The 21,539-nt window shown below is 65.2% G+C and carries 16 protein-coding genes; 9 read left to right on the top strand and 7 right to left on the bottom strand.

The window, feature by feature from the left end; genetic code table 11:
* Positions 1-239 precede the first annotated feature (239 nt).
* Both V5F84_RS07865 and V5F84_RS07870 read left to right on the top strand, forming a co-directional pair.
* Positions 240-1,625: a glutamine synthetase family protein gene (locus V5F84_RS07865; protein WP_394044156.1), complete on the top strand. Its 1,386-nt coding sequence runs from the start codon at positions 240-242 to the stop codon at positions 1,623-1,625.
* A gap of 97 nt (positions 1,626-1,722) precedes the next feature.
* Positions 1,723-5,178 carry an autotransporter family protein gene (locus tag V5F84_RS07870; protein ID WP_394044155.1) on the top strand — a complete coding sequence of 1,152 codons (3,456 nt, stop codon included), beginning with the start codon at positions 1,723-1,725 and terminating at the stop codon, positions 5,176-5,178.
* A 347-nt stretch (positions 5,179-5,525) separates the two neighbouring features.
* Here V5F84_RS07870 and rpoD read toward each other — a convergent pair whose 3' ends face one another.
* Together rpoD and dnaG are read right to left on the bottom strand one after the other, a co-directional pair.
* Positions 5,526-7,529 (bottom strand): RNA polymerase sigma factor RpoD, encoded by a 2,004-nt coding sequence (rpoD, locus tag V5F84_RS07875; protein WP_394044154.1) that lies wholly within the window; start codon positions 7,527-7,529, stop codon positions 5,526-5,528.
* 206 nt (positions 7,530-7,735) lie between these two features.
* A complete protein-coding gene (dnaG, locus tag V5F84_RS07880) occupies positions 7,736-9,658 on the bottom strand; it encodes a DNA primase (RefSeq protein ID WP_394044153.1) in 1,923 nt (640 codons plus the stop codon).
* A 136-nt stretch (positions 9,659-9,794) separates the two neighbouring features.
* Between dnaG and V5F84_RS07885 the strand changes: the two genes are divergently transcribed.
* Entirely contained in the window at positions 9,795-10,073 is a 279-nt protein-coding gene (locus tag V5F84_RS07885; RefSeq protein WP_394044152.1) for a BrnT family toxin, read from the top strand.
* The gene (locus tag V5F84_RS07890) at positions 10,057-10,395 is read left to right on the top strand and encodes a BrnA antitoxin family protein (protein ID WP_394044151.1); all 339 of its coding nucleotides are present in this window, start codon (positions 10,057-10,059) and stop codon (positions 10,393-10,395) included. Before V5F84_RS07885 ends, V5F84_RS07890 begins: the two co-directional genes overlap by 17 nt.
* A 69-nt stretch (positions 10,396-10,464) precedes the next feature.
* Here the strand turns inward: V5F84_RS07890 and V5F84_RS07895 are convergent, their stop codons facing one another.
* A complete protein-coding gene (locus V5F84_RS07895) occupies positions 10,465-10,923 on the bottom strand; it encodes a GatB/YqeY domain-containing protein (protein WP_394044150.1) in 459 nt (152 codons plus the stop codon).
* A 256-nt stretch (positions 10,924-11,179) separates the two neighbouring features.
* On the opposite strand from V5F84_RS07895, the gene carA reads away from it, so the two are divergent.
* Positions 11,180-12,385, top strand: a complete 1,206-nt coding sequence (gene carA / locus V5F84_RS07900; RefSeq protein ID WP_394044149.1) for a glutamine-hydrolyzing carbamoyl-phosphate synthase small subunit — start codon at positions 11,180-11,182, stop codon at positions 12,383-12,385.
* A 61-nt stretch (positions 12,386-12,446) separates the two neighbouring features.
* On the opposite strand, the gene V5F84_RS07905 is transcribed toward carA, so the two are convergent.
* Entirely contained in the window at positions 12,447-13,136 is a 690-nt protein-coding gene (locus tag V5F84_RS07905; RefSeq protein ID WP_348847416.1) for a GntR family transcriptional regulator, read from the bottom strand.
* Between the two features lie 318 nt (positions 13,137-13,454).
* On the opposite strand from V5F84_RS07905, the gene V5F84_RS07910 reads away from it, so the two are divergent.
* From V5F84_RS07910 to oxlT (V5F84_RS07925), 4 genes are all read left to right on the top strand, one after another.
* Positions 13,455-13,925 (top strand): CBS domain-containing protein, encoded by a 471-nt coding sequence (locus V5F84_RS07910; protein ID WP_394044148.1) that lies wholly within the window; start codon positions 13,455-13,457, stop codon positions 13,923-13,925.
* 245 nt (positions 13,926-14,170) lie between these two features.
* Positions 14,171-15,400, top strand: a complete 1,230-nt coding sequence (frc, locus tag V5F84_RS07915) for a formyl-CoA transferase (protein ID WP_394044147.1) — start codon at positions 14,171-14,173, stop codon at positions 15,398-15,400.
* A gap of 88 nt (positions 15,401-15,488) precedes the next feature.
* A complete protein-coding gene (gene oxlT / locus V5F84_RS07920) occupies positions 15,489-16,793 on the top strand; it encodes an oxalate/formate MFS antiporter (protein ID WP_394044146.1) in 1,305 nt (434 codons plus the stop codon).
* Positions 16,794-17,261: 468 nt separating this feature from the next.
* Positions 17,262-18,569: an oxalate/formate MFS antiporter gene (oxlT, locus tag V5F84_RS07925; RefSeq protein ID WP_509277182.1), complete on the top strand. Its 1,308-nt coding sequence runs from the start codon at positions 17,262-17,264 to the stop codon at positions 18,567-18,569.
* Positions 18,570-18,694: 125 nt separating this feature from the next.
* Here oxlT (V5F84_RS07925) and V5F84_RS07930 read toward each other — a convergent pair whose 3' ends face one another.
* The 3 genes from V5F84_RS07930 to pgl form a co-directional block, all read right to left on the bottom strand.
* Positions 18,695-18,928 (bottom strand): hypothetical protein, encoded by a 234-nt coding sequence (locus tag V5F84_RS07930; RefSeq protein ID WP_394044144.1) that lies wholly within the window; start codon positions 18,926-18,928, stop codon positions 18,695-18,697.
* Positions 18,929-19,106: 178 nt separating this feature from the next.
* Complete coding sequence (gene pgi, locus V5F84_RS07935; RefSeq protein ID WP_394044143.1) at positions 19,107-20,768, bottom strand: glucose-6-phosphate isomerase; 1,662 nt, start codon at positions 20,766-20,768, stop codon at positions 19,107-19,109.
* Positions 20,769-20,781: 13 nt separating this feature from the next.
* Positions 20,782-21,477, bottom strand: a complete 696-nt coding sequence (gene pgl, locus V5F84_RS07940; RefSeq protein WP_394044142.1) for a 6-phosphogluconolactonase — start codon at positions 21,475-21,477, stop codon at positions 20,782-20,784.
* Between the last annotated feature and the right edge of the window lie 62 nt (positions 21,478-21,539).

Here is a 21,539-nt window from a genome sequence, read left to right on the forward strand (position 1 = left end):
GACCGGGTCTCCGTGCGAGTGGGCGGCTGCCACACACGGCGGCATGTGCGCGGCGATGAAGGGGGCGTGCGTCTTCCCGGCCCGGGTGGGGCCTTAAGAATAGCGCGGCTGTCGCTCTGAAAACAACGTTCGGCCAAGGAAGTTGCAGGCAGGTCGAAAATAAAAGCCGAGCCATAGCTTGTAGGTTCCGCGCCGACGCGCTTGGATAAGCGCGCGATCTCATGGCAAGTTGGAGTATCATGCAGCGTTCAGGAGCCGGCACCCTTTCTCAAGATGCCACCGGGGCCGCCACGCTTGGCGAAGCCGACGCTTATGTTGAAGCCCACGGGGTGCCCGACATCGTCGAAGTGCTCTTGCCGGATACCAGCGGCGTGCTGCGCGGCAAATGGCTCCCGGGTCATGCGCTGTCCAAGGTCTGGGACAGCGGCGTGCCGATTCCCCTCTCCATCTTCGGGCTGGACGTGTGGGGCTGCGAGGTCGCGGAGACCGGCATTCATCTGGAAACCGGCGACAAGGACGGGCTGTGCTGGCCCGTGCCCGGCACGCTGAAGCCGGTGCCCTGGTCGCCGCGCGCCGCCGCCCAGGTGCTGATCACCATGCACGAGCCCGACGGCACGCCCTGGATTCTCGATCCGCGCCAGCAATTGGCGAAGCTGGTGGACCGGCTCGCCGCGCTGGGCCTGACGCCGTGCGTCGCGTTCGAGCTGGAATTCTATCTGCTCAAGCCCGGCGCGGACGGGGCTCCGCCGGAGCCGGTGTTTCCCGCCACCGGGCAGGCGCGCCAGAACATGTATGCCATGTCGGACCTCGATGCCTTCGCCCCCGTGCTGCACGACATGCGCGCGGCGGCGGAAGCGCAGGACCTGCCCACCGACACGGTGATCTCGGAAGCCGCGCCGGGCCAGTTCGAGGTCAATCTCTACCACCGTGCCGACGCGTTGAAGGCGGCGGACGACGCCATTCTGCTGCGCCGCGCCATCGAGGGCGTGGCCCGCAAGCACGGGCTGCGCGCCACCTTCATGGCCAAGCCGCTGGCGGATTTCGCCGGCAACGGCATGCATGTGCACGTGAGCCTGCAAGATCGCGACGGCCGCAACGTCTTCGCCCGCGAGGGCGGGGAGGGGGACCGGTTGCTGCGGCACGGCGCCGGCGGGCTGCTCTCCACCATGGCGGACGCGACGCTCTTGTTCGTGCCAAGCTATAACGGCTATCGGCGCCTCGTACCGGGCTCCTACGCTCCCACTGGCATCACCTGGGGATATGACAACCGCTCGGTGGCGGTGCGCGTGCCCAACGGCCCGCCCCAGGCGCGGCGCCTGGAACACCGCATCGCCGGGGCCGAGGCGCATCCGCATCTTGTTCTCGCGGGCATCCTCGCGGGCATCCTGGAGGGAATCGAAGCGCAGATCGAGCCGCCGGAACCGCTCATCGGCAATGCCTATGATTATGACGTGCCGCGCCTCTCCCCCTCCATGGCCGAGGCGGTGCAGCGGTTTGCCGCTTCCGATTTCATCGCCCGCGCGTTCGGCGAGGAATATCGCCGGGTCTATGCGGTGATGAAGCAGGCCGAGCTGGACGCCTTCACGCGGGTCATATTGCCACTGGAATACGAGACCTATCTATAAGCGGTGCCCCTTCATCTGGTATTTTGGTAGCTGTTGACGATGCCGAGTTCCCCGCCTAGCGTCCATCGCGGATACGCTGGGCCTGGGGGAGCGTCTCGTGCAGTTTCCGGACGTGCGGTGGAGGGGCCTGTTCGCCTCTGTTCGCCTGACGATTGCTATTCTTGTCGCGAGCACAGGTTTCGCCGCCGCGCAGACCGGTTGGACGCTGTATGACGGTTACCGCACGTCCTACAGCGTGCCTTATGCCAATGATCTCAGCCAGGCCTTGGCCAATGCCGCCGCCGGCAAACCCGGACAGTCGCTCACGGTCGCCATGTCCATCAATGGCGGCCCCGCCTTCTATCCGACGCTTGACACCGGCTCGACCGGCATTGCGGTCGGAACCCAGGACTTCATCAACAAGAACCAGCCGATTCCGGCTTCGAACGGCACTTTGGGCTGGGTCTTTTACAACAGCACGGACGTGCTGCTGACCGGCTATTTCACCAATGCCACGGTTTCGTTCACCGGCACCAAATCGGAGGGCTATTGGTTACCCCAGGCCGCGACGGTCACCACGGACACGATGCCCATTCTGGTCGTGACCCACAGCCAGTGCCTCAATCCCGATAGCGCGAACGGCTGCCCTCCGGGGAGTGTCACGGTCGCGAACCCCAATTCCGTGACCGCCACCCCGAACTGCACCACCGGCGTCAATTGCGCCGGTGCGCTGATGATGGGGGTCGGTTTCGATCGCAATACGATGGGCGCGGGAACCATCGACGTGTCGAACACGACCCAAGCAATCAAGGTCCTGAACGGCGAGCCCACCACGTCCTCGATCTACAATCCGTTCCTCAACATAACGGGCATGAATGATGGCACGGTCCGCCGCGGCTACATCATCACCCCCACCGAGGTGGAACTCGGCTTAACAGCAGGCAATACCTCCACCGCGGCCTTCGCCTATGGCCAATTGGCCCTGGCGAACCCCTCCGCGGCCGGCGGCCCCAACAATTGGCAGGCGGTGCAGGCGCAGGTGACGATCCAGGTGCCGGGCAGCAGCACCGTATCCGGCACCGGCACACTGCTTATGGATACCGGCGTGACCGACGCCTTCGTCGAAGTGCCCGGAGCGCCGGATGGCGTGGCGCCGGCGAACACCACGGTTGGGATCTCCTTTGTCGGCGGCAGCGCCACCTACACCATCACCGCGGGCGACACCGGCAATCCCCAAGTGCCGGGCGTGATCAATCTGTACAATCCCGCCAGCCAGTTCGTGAATTCGAGCCTGCACACCTATGCCGGCTTCAATGTGCTCTATGACGCCGACGGCGGTTTCATCGGCATTGCCGCCAATAATTTCAGCACGCAGACCAATGCGAGCGTGAAGCAAATCATCGCCGCCCAGGGCACTCTCAATCTCTCCCAGGCTTTCGCCACTGATTTGCCGGTGCTGCTGATGGGGCCGAGCACCGTCTCGACCACCGGCGTGGCCACCTTCAACGCCCCGATCTCTGGCTTCACTGGCAGCGAGGTTCTCACCCTCGCCGGCGGTACCATCTATCTGAACGGCAACATCACGCACGTCGGATCGCTGGCGGTGACCGGCGGCATCACGGTGTTGAACGACGGCGGGACGGGCGCGGTCTATTCCGGTTCTTTGAGTATCGCGAAGGACGCCGGTTTCTTGTCCTATACGGTGCTCGATAGCAGCGGCACCGGCACCGGCGGCTATAGTGTCGGCAAAGGCGCCACGCTCACCAATGCCGGTTCATTCTCGGCAACCACGGCGTCGCAGGGTAAGAGTCCCGGCTCTGTTTCGGGATCCGGCACGATTTCTGCCAGCGGCACTGGTGCGCCCCAGACCCCGGTCACGCGCTACCAGTCGTTGAGTGACCAAGACTACACCCTTCAGCAGGGCCTGTTGGTGAACAACGGCACCATCATCAATACCGGCATCATCAATGCCGACATCATCAATAACGGCACCTTTAATAACAACGGCACGCTGAACGGCACCGTGATCGTGACCGGCACCCATTCCGGCAGCGGCACGGTGACGAACCTGCTCGCCCAGAGTGGGTCCACCGTCTCCCCCGGCAATTCCATCGGCAAGATCCTGGTGGCCAACAACGCTGCCTTTGCCTCTGGCTCCACGCTGCTGATGGAGCTCGGCGCCAACGGCATCTCGGATCAGATCCTGGTGGGCGGGGCCGTGATTTCCGATGGCGCGCAGATCCACCTCAAGCCGGGCGCCGGTTTCGTGCCGCAATATGGCGCCAGCTATACGCTCATCAGCGCCGCGAGCATTTCCGGCAGCTTCGTCTTAGCCGCAGATCCCGAGTTTGGGACCGCCGGCGCGCTCTATCCCTTCCTCGGCGCGGGCTTCTCGGTGTCGAACGGCGATCTCGTGGCAACCCTCGGGCGCAGCGCGGTGTCGTTCGCCACTTTCGCGCAGACGCCCAACCAGGCGGCCACCGCGTTTGCCGCCGACAGCCTTCAGGCCTCTTCGCCCCTCATGCCTACGCTCGCCATGCTGAGCGCCGGCGCGGCGCCCGCCGCCTTGACCGCCCTGTCCGGCGAAGTGCATGCCACGGCCCAGAGCGTGCTCCAGGCCCAATCGAGCTATGTGCGGGACGCGATTTCCGGCCGCCTGCGGCAGGCGACATCCGGGACCGTCGTCGGCGACGCGCCCACCACGGCCGCGCTCGGTTCGCTCGGTGCCACCTTATGGGCCCAGGCCTATGGCGGGTGGGGCGACAATGACGGCAATGCCAACGCCTCGGGCTATTCCAGCTCCATCGGCGGCTTCCTGATCGGGCTCGACGGCGCGTGGGCCGACTGGCGCATCGGCCTCGCGGCGGGCTTCGGCCAGAGCACGTTCGACCTCGACACCGTGCCCTCCAACGGGTCCAGCGACACGTACGACCTCGCGCTCTATGCCGGCCGCAGCTTCGGCGCGAGCGCGGCGGGAGCCTGGGCAGTGCGCCTCGGCGCGGCCTATTCCTGGCATGACATTTCCACCAGCCGCTCGGTGGTGCTGCCGGGCTTCGCCCAGGGCTACAGCGCCGGCTATGCCGGGCGTACCGGCCAATTGTTCGGCGAACTCGGCTACGACTTTGCGCTGCCCGCCCTTGGGAAGGCGTCGGTGCTGGAGCCGTTCGCCGGCTTCTCCTACGTCGCCCAGTCGACCGACGGCTTCACGGAAAGCCTGGGTGCGGCCATGCTCTCGGGGCTGGATGCCAGCTTCGACACCTTCAGCACCGTGCTCGGCGTGCGCGGCTCCACCGAGCTTCGGCTCGGAGCCGCCCCGGCCCTCACCTTGACGGGGACGCTCGGCTGGCAGCATGCGTTCGACGATCTGGCGCCCACCACGACCATGACGTTCACCGGGTCGTCGGTGCCCTTCACCGTCGCTGGCGCGCCGCTGGCCGAAGACGCGCTGGTGGTCGGCGCCGGGCTGAGCGCCAAGCTCGGCGCAACCGTGGACCTCGGCATCTCCTACAACGGCCAGATCGGCTCGAATGTCACCGAGAATGCGGTGAAGGGGAATTTCACCTGGCGCTTCTAGAGGGCGCTTTTCGTGCGGGACGGCGGGGCTGTCCGCACATGGCCGCAGCGGCTGGTTTTGCGGCAGATCAAAGCGGGGAGGACGGGACGGCTTAGCTTCCGTTGCAGGAAGGGAAACGTGCCATGCCTGCTGATGTCGCCGTCGTTATTTCCGCAATCGTTGCCGCCTTCGTCCTGTTCGCAGCCGTGCTCGCGTGGGCGGATGCCTATACCGGCAAGGCGAAGTCCTGACCGGCGGGCCTTGCCGATTTTGGCGGACCGGTCGGCAAAGGCGTCGAAGGGGAACAAAAAATGCCCGGCGTGCTGCCGGGCCTTTTTTCGTGGGTTGGCGGCGGGCGCGCGCCCGGCTCAATTGTCCAGGAACGAGCGCAGCTTGCGCGAGCGGCTGGGGTGCTTGAGCTTGCGCAGGGCCTTCGCCTCGATCTGGCGGATGCGTTCGCGCGTGACGCTGAACTGCTGGCCCACCTCTTCCAGGGTGTGATCGGTGTTCATGCCGATGCCAAAGCGCATGCGCAGCACGCGTTCCTCGCGCGGGGTGAGCGAGGCGAGCACGCGGGTGGTGGTTTCCCGAAGATTCGACTGGATCGCCGCGTCGATGGGCAGGATCGCGTTCTTGTCCTCGATGAAATCGCCGAGATGGCTGTCCTCCTCGTCGCCGATGGGCGTTTCGAGGGAGATCGGCTCCTTGGCGATCTTCAGGACCTTGCGGACCTTTTCCAGCGGCATGCCGAGCTTCTCGGCCAGCTCTTCCGGGGTCGGCTCGCGGCCGATCTCGTGCAGCATCTGGCGCGAGGTGCGCACGATCTTGTTGATCGTCTCGATCATGTGCACCGGGATGCGGATGGTGCGCGCCTGGTCGGCGATCGAACGGGTGATCGCCTGGCGAATCCACCAGGTGGCATAGGTCGAGAACTTATAGCCGCGCCGATACTCGAACTTGTCGACCGCCTTCATGAGGCCGATATTGCCTTCCTGGATCAGGTCCAGGAATTGCAGGCCGCGGTTCGTGTATTTCTTGGCGATGGAGATGACGAGGCGCAGGTTCGCTTCGACCATTTCCTTCTTGGCCTGGCGGGCTTCCTTCTCGCCCTTCTGGACCATCTGCACGATCTTGCGGAATTCCGCGATCTCGAGCGCCGTCTCGGTGGCGAGCGCGTGGATCTCCCCGCGCAGGTCCTTGATGCCGTCCTTCTCGTGGGCGACGAAGCCCTTCCAGCCCTTCGAGCCGAGCTTGGAGACCCGCAGCACCCATTTCGGGTCCAGCTCATAGCCCTGATACTGCTTGAGGAAGTCCTCGCGCAGCACGCCATAGCTCTCGGCGAGGCGCAGCAGGCGGCCTTCGAGGCCGACAAGGCGCTTGTTGATCTCGTAGAGCTGCTCCACCAGGGCGTCGATGCGCGCCTGGTTGAGGGAGAGCGACTTCACGTCGAGGACCAGCTCTTCCTTGAGCTTCTTGGCCTTGCGCTCCTGGGCGGGGGACAAGGTCTCGTTGTTGAGCCGGGATTCGACGTTCTGGTCCTGCAGGCGCCGCAGCTTCTTGTAGCTGTCGGCGATGCGGTCGAAGGTCTCCACGACCTTCGGCTTGATCTCGGTCTCCATGGCGGCGAGCGACAGGGAATTCTCCATGTCGTCCTCGTCGTCGCCGGGGGAGGCGCCGTCGCCCAGCAGGCCGTCCTCGCCGGCCTCCGGGGCAAGCGCGGTCTCGCCTTCCATGACCGCCGGCGGCACGTTCTTGCCTTCCGGGCCGGCATAGGTGGCTTCGAGATCGATGATGTCGCGCAGCAGCACGCGGCCTTCGGTCAGCTCATCGCGCCAGATGATGATGGCCTGGAAGGTCAGCGGGCTCTCGCACAGGCCGGCGATCATCGCCTCGCGGCCGGCCTCGATGCGCTTGGCGATGGCGATTTCGCCCTCGCGCGACAGCAGCTCCACCGTGCCCATCTCGCGCAGATACATGCGCACGGGATCGTCCGTGCGTTCCGCCGGCTCGGACTTGCTCTCCGAGCGGGCGACGGCACGCGGGGCCGCCTCGGTCAGCTCGCCGCCTTCGACCTCTTCCGGCTCGTCGGCGGCTTCGGCTTCTTCCGCCTGCTCTTCCTCGGCAGCCTCTTCCGCCTCGACGACATTGATTCCCATGTCGTTGAGCATCGCGAGCGTGTCCTCGATCTGCTCGGAGGTCACTTCCTCGGACGGCATCACTTCGTTGAGCTGCTCATAGGTCACATAGCCGCGGCGCTTGGCGTTCTTGATCATTTTCCGAACGGCCGCGTCCGACAGGTCGAGCAACGGCCCGTCGGGGCTGTCGTTCTCCTTCTCCGGCGCTTCGGTCGCTTCGGTCGCCTGCTTCGCCATGGACATCTCCTGACAAGTCGCCGCGTGTGTTCCACGGCGAAACGGCGACGCAATCCCGCAAGGATTTCGCCGCCTACCCTTAACATCGCGTGGGCGACCCTAGGGCCGTCCCGTTAAATCAGCCTGAACCGGACCGCCTGTGAAAGCGGAAGGTTCCATTTGCGCAGCGCACCACACTGCGGCAAGAAAGGGCCACGCTTGGTGAATCACACCGACCGTGCAGAGCCGCGTCCGGACGACGCGCCGAACCCCTCGACCAGGGCTTCGGTTCCCTCCACGGCCGAGAGACGTTCCCGCACATCGCGCAGCCATGCGAAATTGGCTTCGCTCGGGTCGTCTCCCAGAGAGCGTTCAGCCTCCCTCAATTCTCTAGATAACGCGTAAGCCTTGCGATGCAAGGCCGTACACTGGCTCCACCAGAGCCTCACATCCTCGTGCCCGGTATCAGGATAAGCTGGCCAGTCCATTCTGGGGTTGGCGACGGCTTTGGCGCGCCGGATGAGTGCCTCGACGCCCATTTTCTCCAGCTCATGGGCAAGGCTCAGCGAATCACCGGCCTTGCCCTCCATATGGGCATCGAGCAGGGCGCGCCGCAGGGTGTCCGCATCGGCGTTGGCGAACGGCAGTTCGGCGATTTCCTCGCCATTCTCGTCCATCAGCCAGGGATGGTTGAGCAGGCAGAACAAAAGCAACGCCTCGCCCCGCGGCAGGGAGGAGAGAGGGCCGCGAATGAGCGAGGTGCGGGACAATTCCCCGCCGCCGCGCACCACGAGGGGCTCCTCGCGCGGCTTGAACCGCGCGCCGCGCATATCCGGGTTGCGTGCCCGGCCGGCCGCGACGAAACCCCGTGCTTCCCGCGGCGGAGAGAGCAGGCGCTTCAGCCGCTCGTTCAAATCCTGGCGATAATGCCGGCGCACATTCTCGTCGGCGATGGTGGAGACCACCTCGCCGATGCGGGCCTCGAGCGCGGCGCGGCGCTCGGGGGTCTCCAGATTGGCGCCTTCCAGCTCGCGCGCCCAAAGCATGGAGGCGAGCGGCTCGGCGCGGGCCAGCACCGCCTCCATCGCTTCGCGGCCGCTGCGGCGGATGAGATCGTCCGGGTCCTGGCCCTCGGGGAGCATGCCGAAGGAGAGGCTGCGGCCGGGCTTGAGATGGGGCAGGGCGAGATCGATGGCGCGGAACGCCGCGCGCCGCCCGGCCTTGTCGCCGTCGAACAGCAGCACCGGTTCCTCGGCCATGCGCCAGAGCAATTGCAACTGGTCCTCGGTGAGCGCGGTGCCGAGCGGGGCGACGGTGCCCTCGAACCCCGCCTCCACCATGGCGATCACGTCCACATAGCCTTCCACCGCGATCACCCGCGCGCCCTTATGGACGGCCGCGCGCGCGGAAAAACCGTTGTAGAGCAACGATCCCTTATGGAAGAGGACGGTCTCCGGCGAGTTGAGATATTTCGCCGCCACGTCCTTTTCCAGCGCCCGCCCGCCGAACGCCACCACCCGCCCCTTGAGGTCGGTGATGGGAAACATCACCCGGTCGCGGAAGCGGTCATAGGGGACGGGAATATCGTCGCCGGAGATCAGCAGGCCGGTTTCCACCATGTCGGCGACGCTCACGCCCGCCTTGCCGAGCGCTTCCTTCAGCGCATAGCGCTCGGGCGCGGCATAGCCGAGGTGGAAGCGCTTCTGGGTGGTGGGGCCAAGATCCCGGTCGGCGAGATAGCCGCGCGCCTTCGCCCCGGCGCGGGCCTGGAGATTATCCTCGAAATAACGGGCGGCGAGCGCCATCACGTCGTGCAGGGAGCGGCGGCGCTCTTCCTTCGCGGCAGCTTCCGGCGTCACCTGCGGCAGGGCGAGGCCGGCCATGGAGGCGAGCCGCTCGACCGCCTCGGCGAACGGCAGGCCCTCGGTCTCCATCAGGAAGTCGAACACGTCGCCATGCTTCCCGGACGAGAAGCAATGGTAGAAGCCCTTCTGGTCATTGACGAAAAATGAGGGCGTCTTTTCCGCGTTGAAGGGCGAGAGGCCGGCGAACTCGCGCCCCTGCTTCTTCAGCTTGACGCGTCGCCCCACCACTTCCGACACGGGAAGCCGTGCGCGGATCTCATCGAGGAATGAGGGCGGAAAGCGCATGGGCCTGCTTAGCACGATAAAGCTGATCTTGACAAATTACGTTTGTATATACAGATTGGCTATCGGCGTCGTTTAATGCGCCGAAGGAAGGAGATCGCAAATGTGAAAACATCCTTAAAAGCGGGGGCCTTGAACAATGTCCGACGTCTGTTTCGAATGGGACGAGGCGAAGAACGAAAAGAACGTTGCCAAGCACGGCATTGGCTTTGCCCAAGCCGCCGTGGTTCTGGCTGCAAATCGGCGATTGACCTTTCTTTCGGCACAGTCGGGAGAGGAACGATATGTCAGCATCATCGAAATTAGCGGCAGACTCTTCGCGGTCATCCATCTCCAGCGAGGGCAAGCAATCCGCATTATCTCCGTCCGGCGCGCGCGGAAAAGCGAAGAAAAGCAATATCGTGCGTTATACCCCTGAAGAAGTCGCGAAGTTGCCTGTCGAGGTCGATTGGGACCGCATCAATGCGATGACCGATGATGAGATCGAGGCCGCTGCGCGCTCCGATTCAGATTGGGAAGGCTTGCTGGATATCGATTGGTCGAAGGCGGAGATGGTTATACCCGTCAAGAAAATGGCGATCTCCATCCGTCTTGATGAGGATGTGTTGGCTTTCTTTAAGGCGGGGGGAGAAGGATATCAGAGGCGTATCAATGCCGTCTTGAAGTCTTATGTCAACCAAGCCAAGGCCGCGGGCCGCCGGCGCAGCGCCACCTCCAAGAAAGTAACGCCGGCTGGCTAACCATCCCCGCTGTCCACAGGCGCTGCGCTCCTTTGCGCAAGCCCCCGCGATTGTGCCGGGCGCGATCGCTCACGCCGCCGTCAGCGCGTCCTTCACCCAGGCGGAGGCCTTGCCGAAGTCGATAGCGCCGGCGTGGCGCTCCTTCAACACGGCCATGGTGCGGCCCATGTCCTTGATGCCCTTGGCCTCGATCTCGGTGACCACGGCGGCGATGATGGCGCGGGTTTCCGCTTCGCCGAGCTGGCGCGGCAGGAAGTCCTGGATCACGGCGATTTCCGCCCGTTCCTGCTCGGCAAGCTCGGGGCGGCCGTTCTCGGTGTAGATCCGCGCACTTTCCTCGCGCTGCTTCACCATCTTGGCCAGCAGGGCGCGCAGATCATCATCGCTCAGCGGGTCCTTGCCGAGGCCGCGCGCTTCGATGTCGCGATCCTTCAGCGCGGCGTTGACCAGGCGCAACGTGGAAAGGCGCACCTTGTCGTGGGCCTTCATCGCATCCTTAAGGGCGGTGTTGATGTCGTCGCGAAGCAATGTCTGTCCTCTTGAAACTGTGTTGCGGCGCACGTTCGCGCCGTCCGGCGCCCGGCCCACCTTGCCGGGCCTACCTCGCCCGGACCGGCGGCGCGGGGCCAGCGGTCTGCGGCGCCGGTTGAACGCGGCCGGTGGGCAAAATGCGCACCCTCGACCCCGCATATACCGCGAAACTGGAAAAATCCCGAGCGGAATGGCGGGCAAACGTGCGCGAAGCACTGGAAGTGCGGCGCGTGACTCATTATCTAGGCGAGCCATGACGCAGGAACAAGATCACGCAAACGTCCCGGCCGAAGGCTGGGCCGAGCCGAAGCCGACCGCGCTTCTCGTGCTCGCCGATGGCACCGTGCTCGAAGGCTTCGGCCTCGGCGCTGTGGGAGAGGGTGTTGGCGAGGTGTGCTTCAACACCGCCATCACCGGCTATGAGGAAATCCTCACGGACCCCTCCTATTCCGGCCAGATCATCACCTTCACCTTTCCGCACATCGGCAATGTGGGGACCAACGAGGAGGACATCGAAACGGTGTCCATGGCCTCGGCCTCCGGCGTGCGCGGCGTGGTGCTGCGCACCGCGGTGAGCGACCCGTCCAATTACCGCGCCACGCGCGGCCTCGACCAATGGCTGAAGGCACGCGGCATCGCCGGCATCAGCGGCATCGATACCCGCGCGCTGACCGCCCTGATCCGCGACACGGGCATGCCGAACGGCGTCATCGCCCATGCGCCCGACGGGGTGTTCGACATTCCGGCGTTGAAGGAGAAGGCGCGCGCCTGGCCCGGCCTGGAAGGCATGGACCTCGTGCCCGGCGTCACCTCGGTGCAGCGCTTCGAATGGGACGAGACGCCCTGGCAGTGGAACACGGGCTTCGGCACCCGCACGGAGGGCAAGTTCCACGTGGTGGCCATCGATTACGGCGTGAAGCGCAACATCCTGCGCCTGCTCGCCCGCGCCGGCTGCCTGGTGACGGTGGTTCCGGCCACCACCACGGCGGACGAGGTGATGGCGCTCAAGCCCGACGGCGTGTTCCTCTCCAACGGCCCGGGCGATCCGGCGGCGACCGGGGAATATGCGGTGCCGGTGATCCGCGAACTGATCGCGCGCGACGTGCCGACCTTCGGCATCTGCCTCGGCCACCAGATGATCGGCCTCGCCGTGGGCGGTCGCACGGTGAAGATGCACCAGGGCCACCACGGGGCGAACCACCCGGTGAAGGACCTGACCACGGGCAAGGTGGAGATCACCTCCATGAACCACGGCTTCGCTGTGGATCGCGAGAGCCTGCCCGAAAACGCGGTGGAGACCCACGTCTCCCTGTTCGACGGCTCGAATGCCGGGCTCTCGCTCGCCGACAAGCCGGTGTTCTCGGTGCAATATCATCCCGAGGCGAGCCCCGGCCCGCAGGACAGCCATTATCTGTTCGATCGCTTCGTCGAACTGATGGCAAAGAACAAGGCGGCCTGAACCTTATGGCGCTCCTCCCGAAGGGGGAGCGCAATTCACGCCGTGGGCCGGCGGCGTACCCTCAGTCGAGAAAATCCCCGTGCGCTTCCACATGCTTGGCGATGCCGAGCGTGTGCTCGCGCACGAGGCGCTCGGCCAGATCGCCGTCGCGCTTCTCGATCGCCTCGACGATGCGGGTGTGATCGACGATGGAGCGCTGGGCGCGGTGGTCCTGCGCGATCGTCACCTTGCGGACGCCGCGCATGTGGGGGAACAGGCTGTCCGTCGTGTCGGCGATCAGCTGGCAGCCGGACATGCGGATGATCTGGCGGTGGAAGGCGAGGTTGGCGGCGGAATATTCGGAGACGAATTCTTCCGGATTGCGATCGGCGAAGGCGCGGACATTCTCGCGCAGCATGCGGATCTCGGCGTCCGAGGCGTGCTGGCAGGCGAGGCGGGCGGCCATGCCTTCAAGCGCGGCCCAGACCGTGATCATCTCCAGGATTTCCTGCTTGGTCTTGCGCACCACGAAGATGCCGCGCCGGGGCACCGAGCGCACATAACCTTCCTGTTCCAGCAGCGTCATGGCTTCGCGGATGGGGGTGCGCGAGACGCCGAGCTTTTCCGAGAGCTGGCGTTCTTCCAGCCGGATCTCCTCGGCGTGGCTATAGATGTCCATCTCCATGATGGCCGCCTTAAGCGCCTTGTATGCCTTCATGCGGAAGCTCGATTCGGTCTCGATCGGCTTCACGTTGATGTCCTGGTACGTCATCTCACCCCTTGCCCCGACTGCGCTGCGCGCGGCCCGCCACGCCCCGCCCGCCCGGCGGGCGAAATACATCATACTGTGATGGCATCGAATATAGCTTTCGGCAAGTAATGCCGGCAAAGCCAAGAGTCGCACTCGGTTCTGTTGCAGTGCAGCGCAGGCAGTCTGGAGTGATTCCGCATCGCTTATTGACACTGGGTATTTTGCATACCAGCATAGGATCCATGATGCGGCCGCAGTTTTTCCGTCGGGGAAGGGCGGTGGCCGAAGCCTTCGACAACCGCGGGCAAACCGTGGGCGCACAAGGTGAGGAAACAGCTGATGATTACCGTCGATGACATCCTGCGCGAGAAGCGCGACACCCGCATCGTCACCGTGCGGATGAACGAGACCGTGGCGACCGCCGCCATGGTGATGAAGCGGGAGAATATCTCCAGCGTCGTCGTCAAGGACGTTTGCCGGACCGAGGGCAATACGGTGGTCGGCGTGTTTTCCGAGCGCGACGTGACCCGCGCGCTGGTGGAACACGGGGCCAATACGCCGAACGTCACCGTGGCGGCGCTGCTGAAGCGCGCGGTGATCTCGTGTGAGCTCGGCGATTCCATCGCCACCGCGCTGCGCCTCATGAATGAACACCAGGTGCGCCATCTGCCGGTGATGGTGGAGCACAATCTGGTGGGCGTGATCAGCGCCACCGATCTGATGCGCCATTACTTGCATGAGGAAGAAGTCCACACCCATGCCGAGCAGGCCGACACCGGCCTGATGGCGGGCCTTTCCGCTCTGCGCTGAGCGGCTTTCAAGGCGCTGGAATAAGGCGCGTCGCGGCTGCGGCGCGCGTGCAGGAAGCCTGTCCTACAGTTTTTCGATGTGAGCGCCGCAAACCGTTTGCGACGGCACGGTGACAGTGATATTTCTGTATTTGGCATACGAAATTCAATAGACGGCATATCTCGCATGACGCATGATGATGTGCTGCTGCAAGCCGGCACAGATCGGCATCGCAAAAGTGGTCGGGATGGTTCCAGGGGTTTGGCATGAGCAAGGCACTTGATGGTGTGCGCGTGCTCGACATGACGCACGTGCAGTCCGGTCCGTCGGCAACCCAGTTGCTGGCCTGGCTCGGCGCCGATGTGATCAAGGTCGAGATGCCGCGCCGTGGCGACATTACGCGCACGCAGTTGCGCGACAAATCCAATGTCGACAGCCTCTATTTCACGATGCTCAACGCCAACAAGCGCAGCGTCACCCTCAACATCAAGTCGCAGCAGGGGCAGGACGCCCTGGTCCGCCTGATCGAGCGGTGCGACGTGATGGTGGAGAATTTCGGCGCCGGGGTTCTGGAGCGCCAGGGCTTCTCCTGGGAGCGTATCGAGGCCATCAATCCCCGCATCATCTACGCCTCCATCAAGGGTTTCGCGGAAGAAAGCGGCCTGGAGGCAAAGGCTTACGAGACCATTGCCCAGGCCATGGGGGGCGCCATGAGCACCACCGGCTGGCGCTCCGGCCCGCCGACCGCCGCGAGCGTCCAGGTGGGCGACACAGGCACCGGCATCCATTGCGTGGCCGGCATCCTCGCCGCCTTGTTTCAGCGCACCGTCACCGGGCGCGGCCAGCGGGTGGACGTGGCCATGCAGGATTGCGTGATGAACCTGCTGCGCGTGAAGCTGCGCGACCAGCAGCGCCTCGCCAGCGGCCCGCTCACCGAATATCCCGGCGCGCCCGCGACCGAGAGCGTGCCGCGCGCCGGCAATGCCTCGGGTGGCGGCCAGCCCGGAGCGGCACTGCGCTGCGCGCCCGGCGGCGAGAATGATTATTGCTACGTCATCATCCAGCCCCAGGGCTGGGCGCCGCTGATGCGCCTGATCGGCCGCAAGGACCTGATCGACGACCAGCGCTTTGCCAGCCACGAGGCGCGCGCGCAGCGCATCGACGCGTGCTTCGAGCTGATCGAGGCCTGGACGCGCCAGCGCACGAAATTCGAGGTGATGAAGGCCTTGCAGGCGATCGACGTGCCCTGCGGCCCCATCCTCTCCACCAAGGACATCATGGAAGACCGCGCGCTCTACGACCGCGGCTTTCTCGTGGAGGTCCCCCATCCCGAGCGTGGGACCTATGTGACCGTCGCCTCCCCCATCCGCCTGTCGGAAAACGACGTGCCGGTGGAGCGGGCGCCCCTGCTTGGCGAGCACACGGAAGAGGTGCTCTCCTGGGTCGGCTTCAGTGCCGAAGAACTCGCGACTATGCGCGCCACCGGCGTCGTGTAATCCGTCAACATGCCGCCCTAAGAGGGCCCAAGGGTGGGGCGGTTCATCTCATAAAATAAGAAGAGAATGACGTGAAAAGGGTAGGAAAATGGGATCGTCGGAGTCAGGTGGCACCGCCATTGTGACGACAAACCGCTGGCTGCAATTGATTGCCGGCGTCGTCTGCATGGTTGCTGCGGCTAATATTCAGTATTCTTGGACCTTGTTCGTCCCGGAAATTCAAAATGCGCACGGCTGGAGCCGGGCGTCGATTCAGGTCGCCTTCACGGTGTTCGTGGTCGTCCAGACCTGGCTCACCCCGATCGAAGGCTATTTCATCGACAAGTACGGCCCGCGGACCGTGGTGTTCGTCGGCGGCTTCTTCACCGGTCTGTCCTGGATCGTGAATTCCTATGCCACCTCGCTGACCGGCTTTTATATCGGCGCGGCGATCGGCGGCATCGGCGTCGGCTGCGTCTATGCGACCTGCATCAACAGCGCGCTGAAATGGTTCCCGGACAAGCGCGGCCTCGCGGTCGGCCTGACGGCGGCGGGCTATGGCTCGGGCACCGTGCTCACCATCATCCCGATCGCCAACATGCTGAAGACCTCCGGTTATTCGGAGACCTTCTTCCTGTTCGGCCTGATCCAGGGCGCGATCATCCTGCTTGCGGCCGGCTTTTTGCGGGCTCCCAAGAAGGGCGAAGTGACGTTCTCGTCCAGCGTGGCGCAGAGCCGTCGCGACTATACGCTCGGCGAAGCCCTTCGCACGCCGGTGTTCTACGTCATGCTCACCATGTTTATCTGCACCGTCACCGGTGGTCTGATGGCGGTGGCGCAATTGGGCGTGATCGCGGAAGATCTCGGGGTCAAGAAGGTCGAGGTCAATCTCTACTTCTTCGCCATGGCGGCGCTGCCGTTCGCCTTGATGCTCGACCGTATCCTGAATGGCGTGTCCAGGCCGCTGTTCGGCTGGGTTTCGGACCATATCGGCCGCGAAAAGACGATGTTCTTCGCTTTTGCGATGGAAGGCATCGGAATCGTCGCGCTCGGCGCGTTCGGCCACAATCCGTGGGCCTTCATTTTCCTCTCGGGCGTGGTGTTCCTGGCCTGGGGCGAAGTGTATTCCCTGTTCTCGGCAACTGCCGCGGACACGTTCGGTAGCGCACACGTGGGCAAAATCTATGGCGTTCTTTACTGCGCCAAGGGTGTGGCCGCGCTTCTCGTGCCGTTTGCAAATATTTTGATGGAAGCGACCGGCAGCTGGTCCACGGTTCTCTATACCGTTGCGATCATGGATCTGACCGCCGCCTTCATGGCCCTCTTCGTTCTGCGGCCGATGCTGAAAAAGCATCACCAGATGAACGCGGATGCGGCCGCCCGCGCGACGCTTCAGGCTCCGGTCGGCGCCTGATCAAACAGCCCTCTGCCGCCTTTGGGCGGCCCCTTGAGGCCCTGGCTCTGCCAGGGCCTTTTTTTTGACTCCGGTTCCCCGCGCGGCGCCTACGGCGGCGGACGTCGATTTTAATTGTATCTGTATCGCGCATGCGCATACTTGTAATGGCAAGATGAAGATCGCGCGAAATGGCGGATAAAGCACGCCATATATTGTATTGAAGCGAAAATCACTTCGTACAGCGTCGAATATATTTTCCGCCCTAGCGCATCTCGCCCCATTTTTCGACTGAAAATCTACATTTTCAGAGGGGCGGTAGCTGTTACATTACCGAAAATTACATGTTGCATACAGTATTTTGCATCGAACATTCGAGCCTGGTTCGCAGCGGGCCGCTCAAAACGAGCCCGCCACCATCAAGAATGGCGACCGTCACGGGCCGTTCATCGACTCGAATTCGATGACCCCAATAGGGAAGGGTAGGAAATGCCGTCTGTTGAGTCTGTGCAGAAGGGGCCCATTGGCGGGCGCTGGATGCAGCTGGTTATCGGCGTGATCTGCATGTCGATGATCGCCAACCTGCAATATGGCTGGACGCTGTTCGTCGAGCCCATCAACGACAAGCACCAGTGGGGCCGTGCGGCCATTCAGGTCGCCTTCACCATCTTCGTCCTGACCGAGACCTGGCTGGTCCCGATCGAGGGCTGGTTCGTGGACAAGTACGGCCCGCGCATCGTCGTGCTCATCGGCGGCTTCCTGTGCGGCCTCGGTTGGGTCCTGAACTCCATGGCCGATACGCTGGCCCTGCTTTACGTCGCGGCGGCCATCGGCGGCATCGGCGCGGGCGCGGTCTACGGCACCTGCGTCGGTTCGGCGCTGAAATGGTTCCCCGATCGCCGCGGCCTTGCCGCCGGCATCACCGCCGCCGGCTTCGGCGCCGGCTCGGCGATCACCATCATCCCGATCGCCGCGATGATCGCGTCGCAGGGCTATCAGCAGACCTTCCTCGTGTTCGGCCTGTTCCAGGGCGCGGTCGTGATGGCGCTGTCGATCTTCCTTCAGGCGCCCAAGCCCGGCCAGCTCCCGCCGGTCACCAATAAGGCCGCCACGCAGAGCCGCCGCGACTACGGCCCCGGCCAGATGCTCAAGGCCCCGGTGTTCTGGGTCATGTATGCGATGTTCGTGCTGGTTGCCGCCGGCGGCCTGATGGCGACGGCGCAGCTCGGCTCCATCGCCAAGGACTTCAACATCGCCGGCATTCCGGTGAGCCTGATGGGCATCACCCTTCCGGCGCTGACCTTCGCGCTGTCCATCGACCGCGTGCTGAACGGCCTCACCCGTCCGTTCTTCGGCTGGGTGTCGGATAATATCGGCCGCGAGAACACCATGTTCATCGCGTTCTCGCTCGAAGCCGTCGGCGTGCTCGCGCTCGGCCATTTCGGCTCGAACCCGGTGGCCTTCGTGCTGCTGACCGGCCTCGTCTTCTTCGCCTGGGGCGAGATCTATTCTCTGTTCCCGGCGACCTGCGGCGACACGTTCGGTTCCAAGTTCGCCACCACCAATGCCGGCTTCCTCTATACCGCCAAGGGCACGGCCTCGCTGGTGGTCCCGATCGCGAGCGTCGCCGTGGCGCAGCTCGGCAATTGGGATCTGGTGTTCCTCATCACCGCCGGCGTGAATGCCCTGGCGGCGCTGATGGCGCTGTTCGTGCTCAAGCCCATGCGCGCCCGCTTCGTTGCCGATGCCAAGCTGGCGACGGCGGCGGAAGCCAAGGCGGCCCAGGTCGCTCACTGAGCCTTTCTCGCTCACCGAGCCCCTTTCCCTGGCCGACGTCCCGTTCGGGGCGTCGGGACGGGACGGGAATGCACCTTGCGAAGGCAGGCGTCAGCGCCTGCCTTTTCGTTGACAACGGCGTCGGATCAGAAGCCGCGGGGGAAGGACGCGACGGCAGGCTCGCTGCCCTGCTTGTCCTTGTCGCCGCCGAACAGGGTGCCGGCCGTGCGGACCTGGTCCTGTTCCATCAGGGCCAGCTCGGCGGGCATGCCGGGGCCGCCGGCCGCAGCCATGAAGCTCTTGGGATTGCTGAAGCCGATCACGGCGCCGGTGACGGCGATGCCGAGGATGGCGAGGGCAACGAAGTCGAATGCGGTCATTTTAGCCTCCAGGCGTGGCGGGCGCGCCGCGCGTTGCGAGGAACCGGGGGCGATCGCTTGAGTGCCCCTGTCCTCATCCGGATGCCATACTGACCTAATTCGTCCCGGCTGTGGTATACATAATACGCAGAGGTCCCCCTCATTGCTGCATGGCAGCAATAATGGGCCGTCGACCGCCCTAGTTGGCTGAAAGATTTCGCAAGTGCGAGATGAGCCCCGCGGTCGAGCCCGAGGTTCCCCCGGGCGCCGCGCCGCCCTTCACCGCCGGCAACAGGGCCGTGGCCATTTCCTTTCCCAGCTCCACGCCCCATTGGTCGAAGGCGTTGATTCCCCAGATCGCGGCTTCCGTGAACACGCGATGCTCATAGAGCGCGATCAGGCGCCCCAGGGTGAACGGGTCGAGCAGGGTATAGGCCAGCGTCACCGAGGGGCGGTTGCCGGGGAACACCTTGTGGGGCGCGAGTTCCGCGACCCGCGCTTCGCCCATGCCCCCGGCGCGCAATTGCGCCTCCACCTGCGCCAGCGACCGCCCGCGCAGCAGCGCTTCCGACTGGGCGAGGCAATTGGCGATCAGCAGGTCGTGATGGGCCTGGAGCGCCGGTTCGTGCCCCTGGGCGGCGATGAGGAATTCCACCGGCACCACGTCGGTGCCCTGGTGGAGCAGCTGGAAGAAGGCGTGCTGGCCGTTGGTGCCCGGCTCGCCCCACACCACCGGGCCCGTCGGCCGCGCGACCGGGGCGCCGTCCCGCGTCACGCTCTTGCCGTTGCTCTCCATGTCCAATTGCTGGAGATAGGCCGGAAAGCGGGCGAGGTGCTGGTCATAGGGAATGACCGCCCGGCTGGCATAGCCGCAGACGTCGCGATGCCACACGCCCGCCAGGGCCAGGAGCACCGGCAGGTTTTCTTCCAGCGGCGCGTGGCGGAAATGATCGTCCATGGCCGCCCCGCCGGCGAGGAAATCGCCGAACGCGGCGGAGCCGATGGCGATCATCACGGGCAGGCCGATGGCCGACCACAGGGAATAGCGCCCGCCCACCCAGTCCCAGAAGCCGAACGTGTGCTCCGCCGAGATGCCGAAGGCGCTGACCTTGTCCAGGGCGGTGGAGACGGCCGCGAAATGATGCCCCACCGCCTCCTCGCCCAGCGCCGCGGCGATCCAGGCGCGGGCCGAGGCGGCGTTCGTCATGGTCTCGATGGTGGTGAAGGTCTTCGAGGCGATGATGAACAAGGTCGTGGCGGGCGTGAGCGGCTTCAACACGTCGCTGAGATGGGCGCCGTCCACATTGGAGACGAAATGCAGGCGCGGCCCGTCGTGATAGGGCGCGAGCGCGAGCGTCGCCATCACCGGGCCGAGGTCCGAGCCGCCGATGCCGATGTTCACGACATCGGTGAAGACCGGCCCGCGATGGCCGGCGATGGTGCCGGCGCGCACCGCGTCGGCGAAGGCGAACAGCCGGCCGAGGGTTTCGCGCACCTGGCCCTTCACGTCCGTGCCATCGATTTCGAGCGGCTCGGGGCCGCCGTCGCGCAGGGCCACGTGGAGCACGGAGCGCTGCTCGGTGGAATTGATGCGCGCGCCGGTGAACATGGCTTCGCGCCGCGCCTCGACCCCCGTGGCGCGCGCGAGCTGGAGCAGCAGGTCCAGGGTCTCGTCCGTCAGCGCGGTCTTGGAGAAGTCCAGCAGCAGGTCGCCGGCGCTGGCGGAAAAGCGGGTGAAGCGGTTCGGGTCGGCGAACAGATCCGCCAGGGGCGTGCCGGCGGCGCGGGCTTCGGCGGCGCTCAGCGCCTGCCAGAGGGCTTCGGCTTCGGTCCCGGACGCGGCAGCAGGGGCATCGGTCATGGTCGGATCTCCGTCAGGGGCACCACAGCACGTCGAGCGGGGCGCGGGCGCGCAGCACGGCGCGGATGGGCAGGGCCTCGGCCGGTCCCTCCGCGCACGCCGCCTCCAGCACCGCGCGCTTGCCGGCGCCCTCGATGTGCAGGAACAGCGCGTCGGCGGCGAGAAGCGGCGGCAGGGTGAAGGTGATGCGCGGCTCGCCCGCCGCCTCCGCGCGCACCGCGGCGAGCAAAGCGGAGGTCTTGGGATCGATGGCCGCGGGCAGGGCTTCCGCATGGGGAAAGAAGGAGGCGGTGTGGCCGTCATCCCCCATGCCGAGCACCACAGCGGCAAAGGGCAGGGGCAACCCCTCCGCCGCGCGCTCCGCGGCTGCCAATCCCTCCTCAGGGGAAGGGGCGCCGGTATAGAGCGGCAGGAAGCGGGCGGAAGCCGCCGCATTCTTCAGGAGATGCCGGCGCACCAAGGCGGCATTGGAGCGCTCGGAGGTCTCCGGCACCCAGCGCTCATCCACCAGGGTCACGGTGATGCGCGGCCAGTCGATGGGAGCGTTCGACAGGGTCTCGAAGAAGCGCGTGGGGGTACGCCCGCCGGACACCGCGAGGCTCGCCGCGCCCTCCCGCGCCGCCCGTGCGCGCAGGGCCTCCGCCACATGGGCGGCGAGCGCCCGGGCAAGGGCGTCGGGGTCGGGATAGGCGGCGAGCGCGATAGTCATATGCGTCCAGTCCCACGGCGATCCCACCGTAGCTTACCCTCCCCCTTGAGGGGGAGGGCAGG

Source organism: Roseixanthobacter liquoris (genome assembly GCF_043195135.2).
Lineage (GTDB): Bacteria > Pseudomonadota > Alphaproteobacteria > Rhizobiales > Xanthobacteraceae > NCEH01.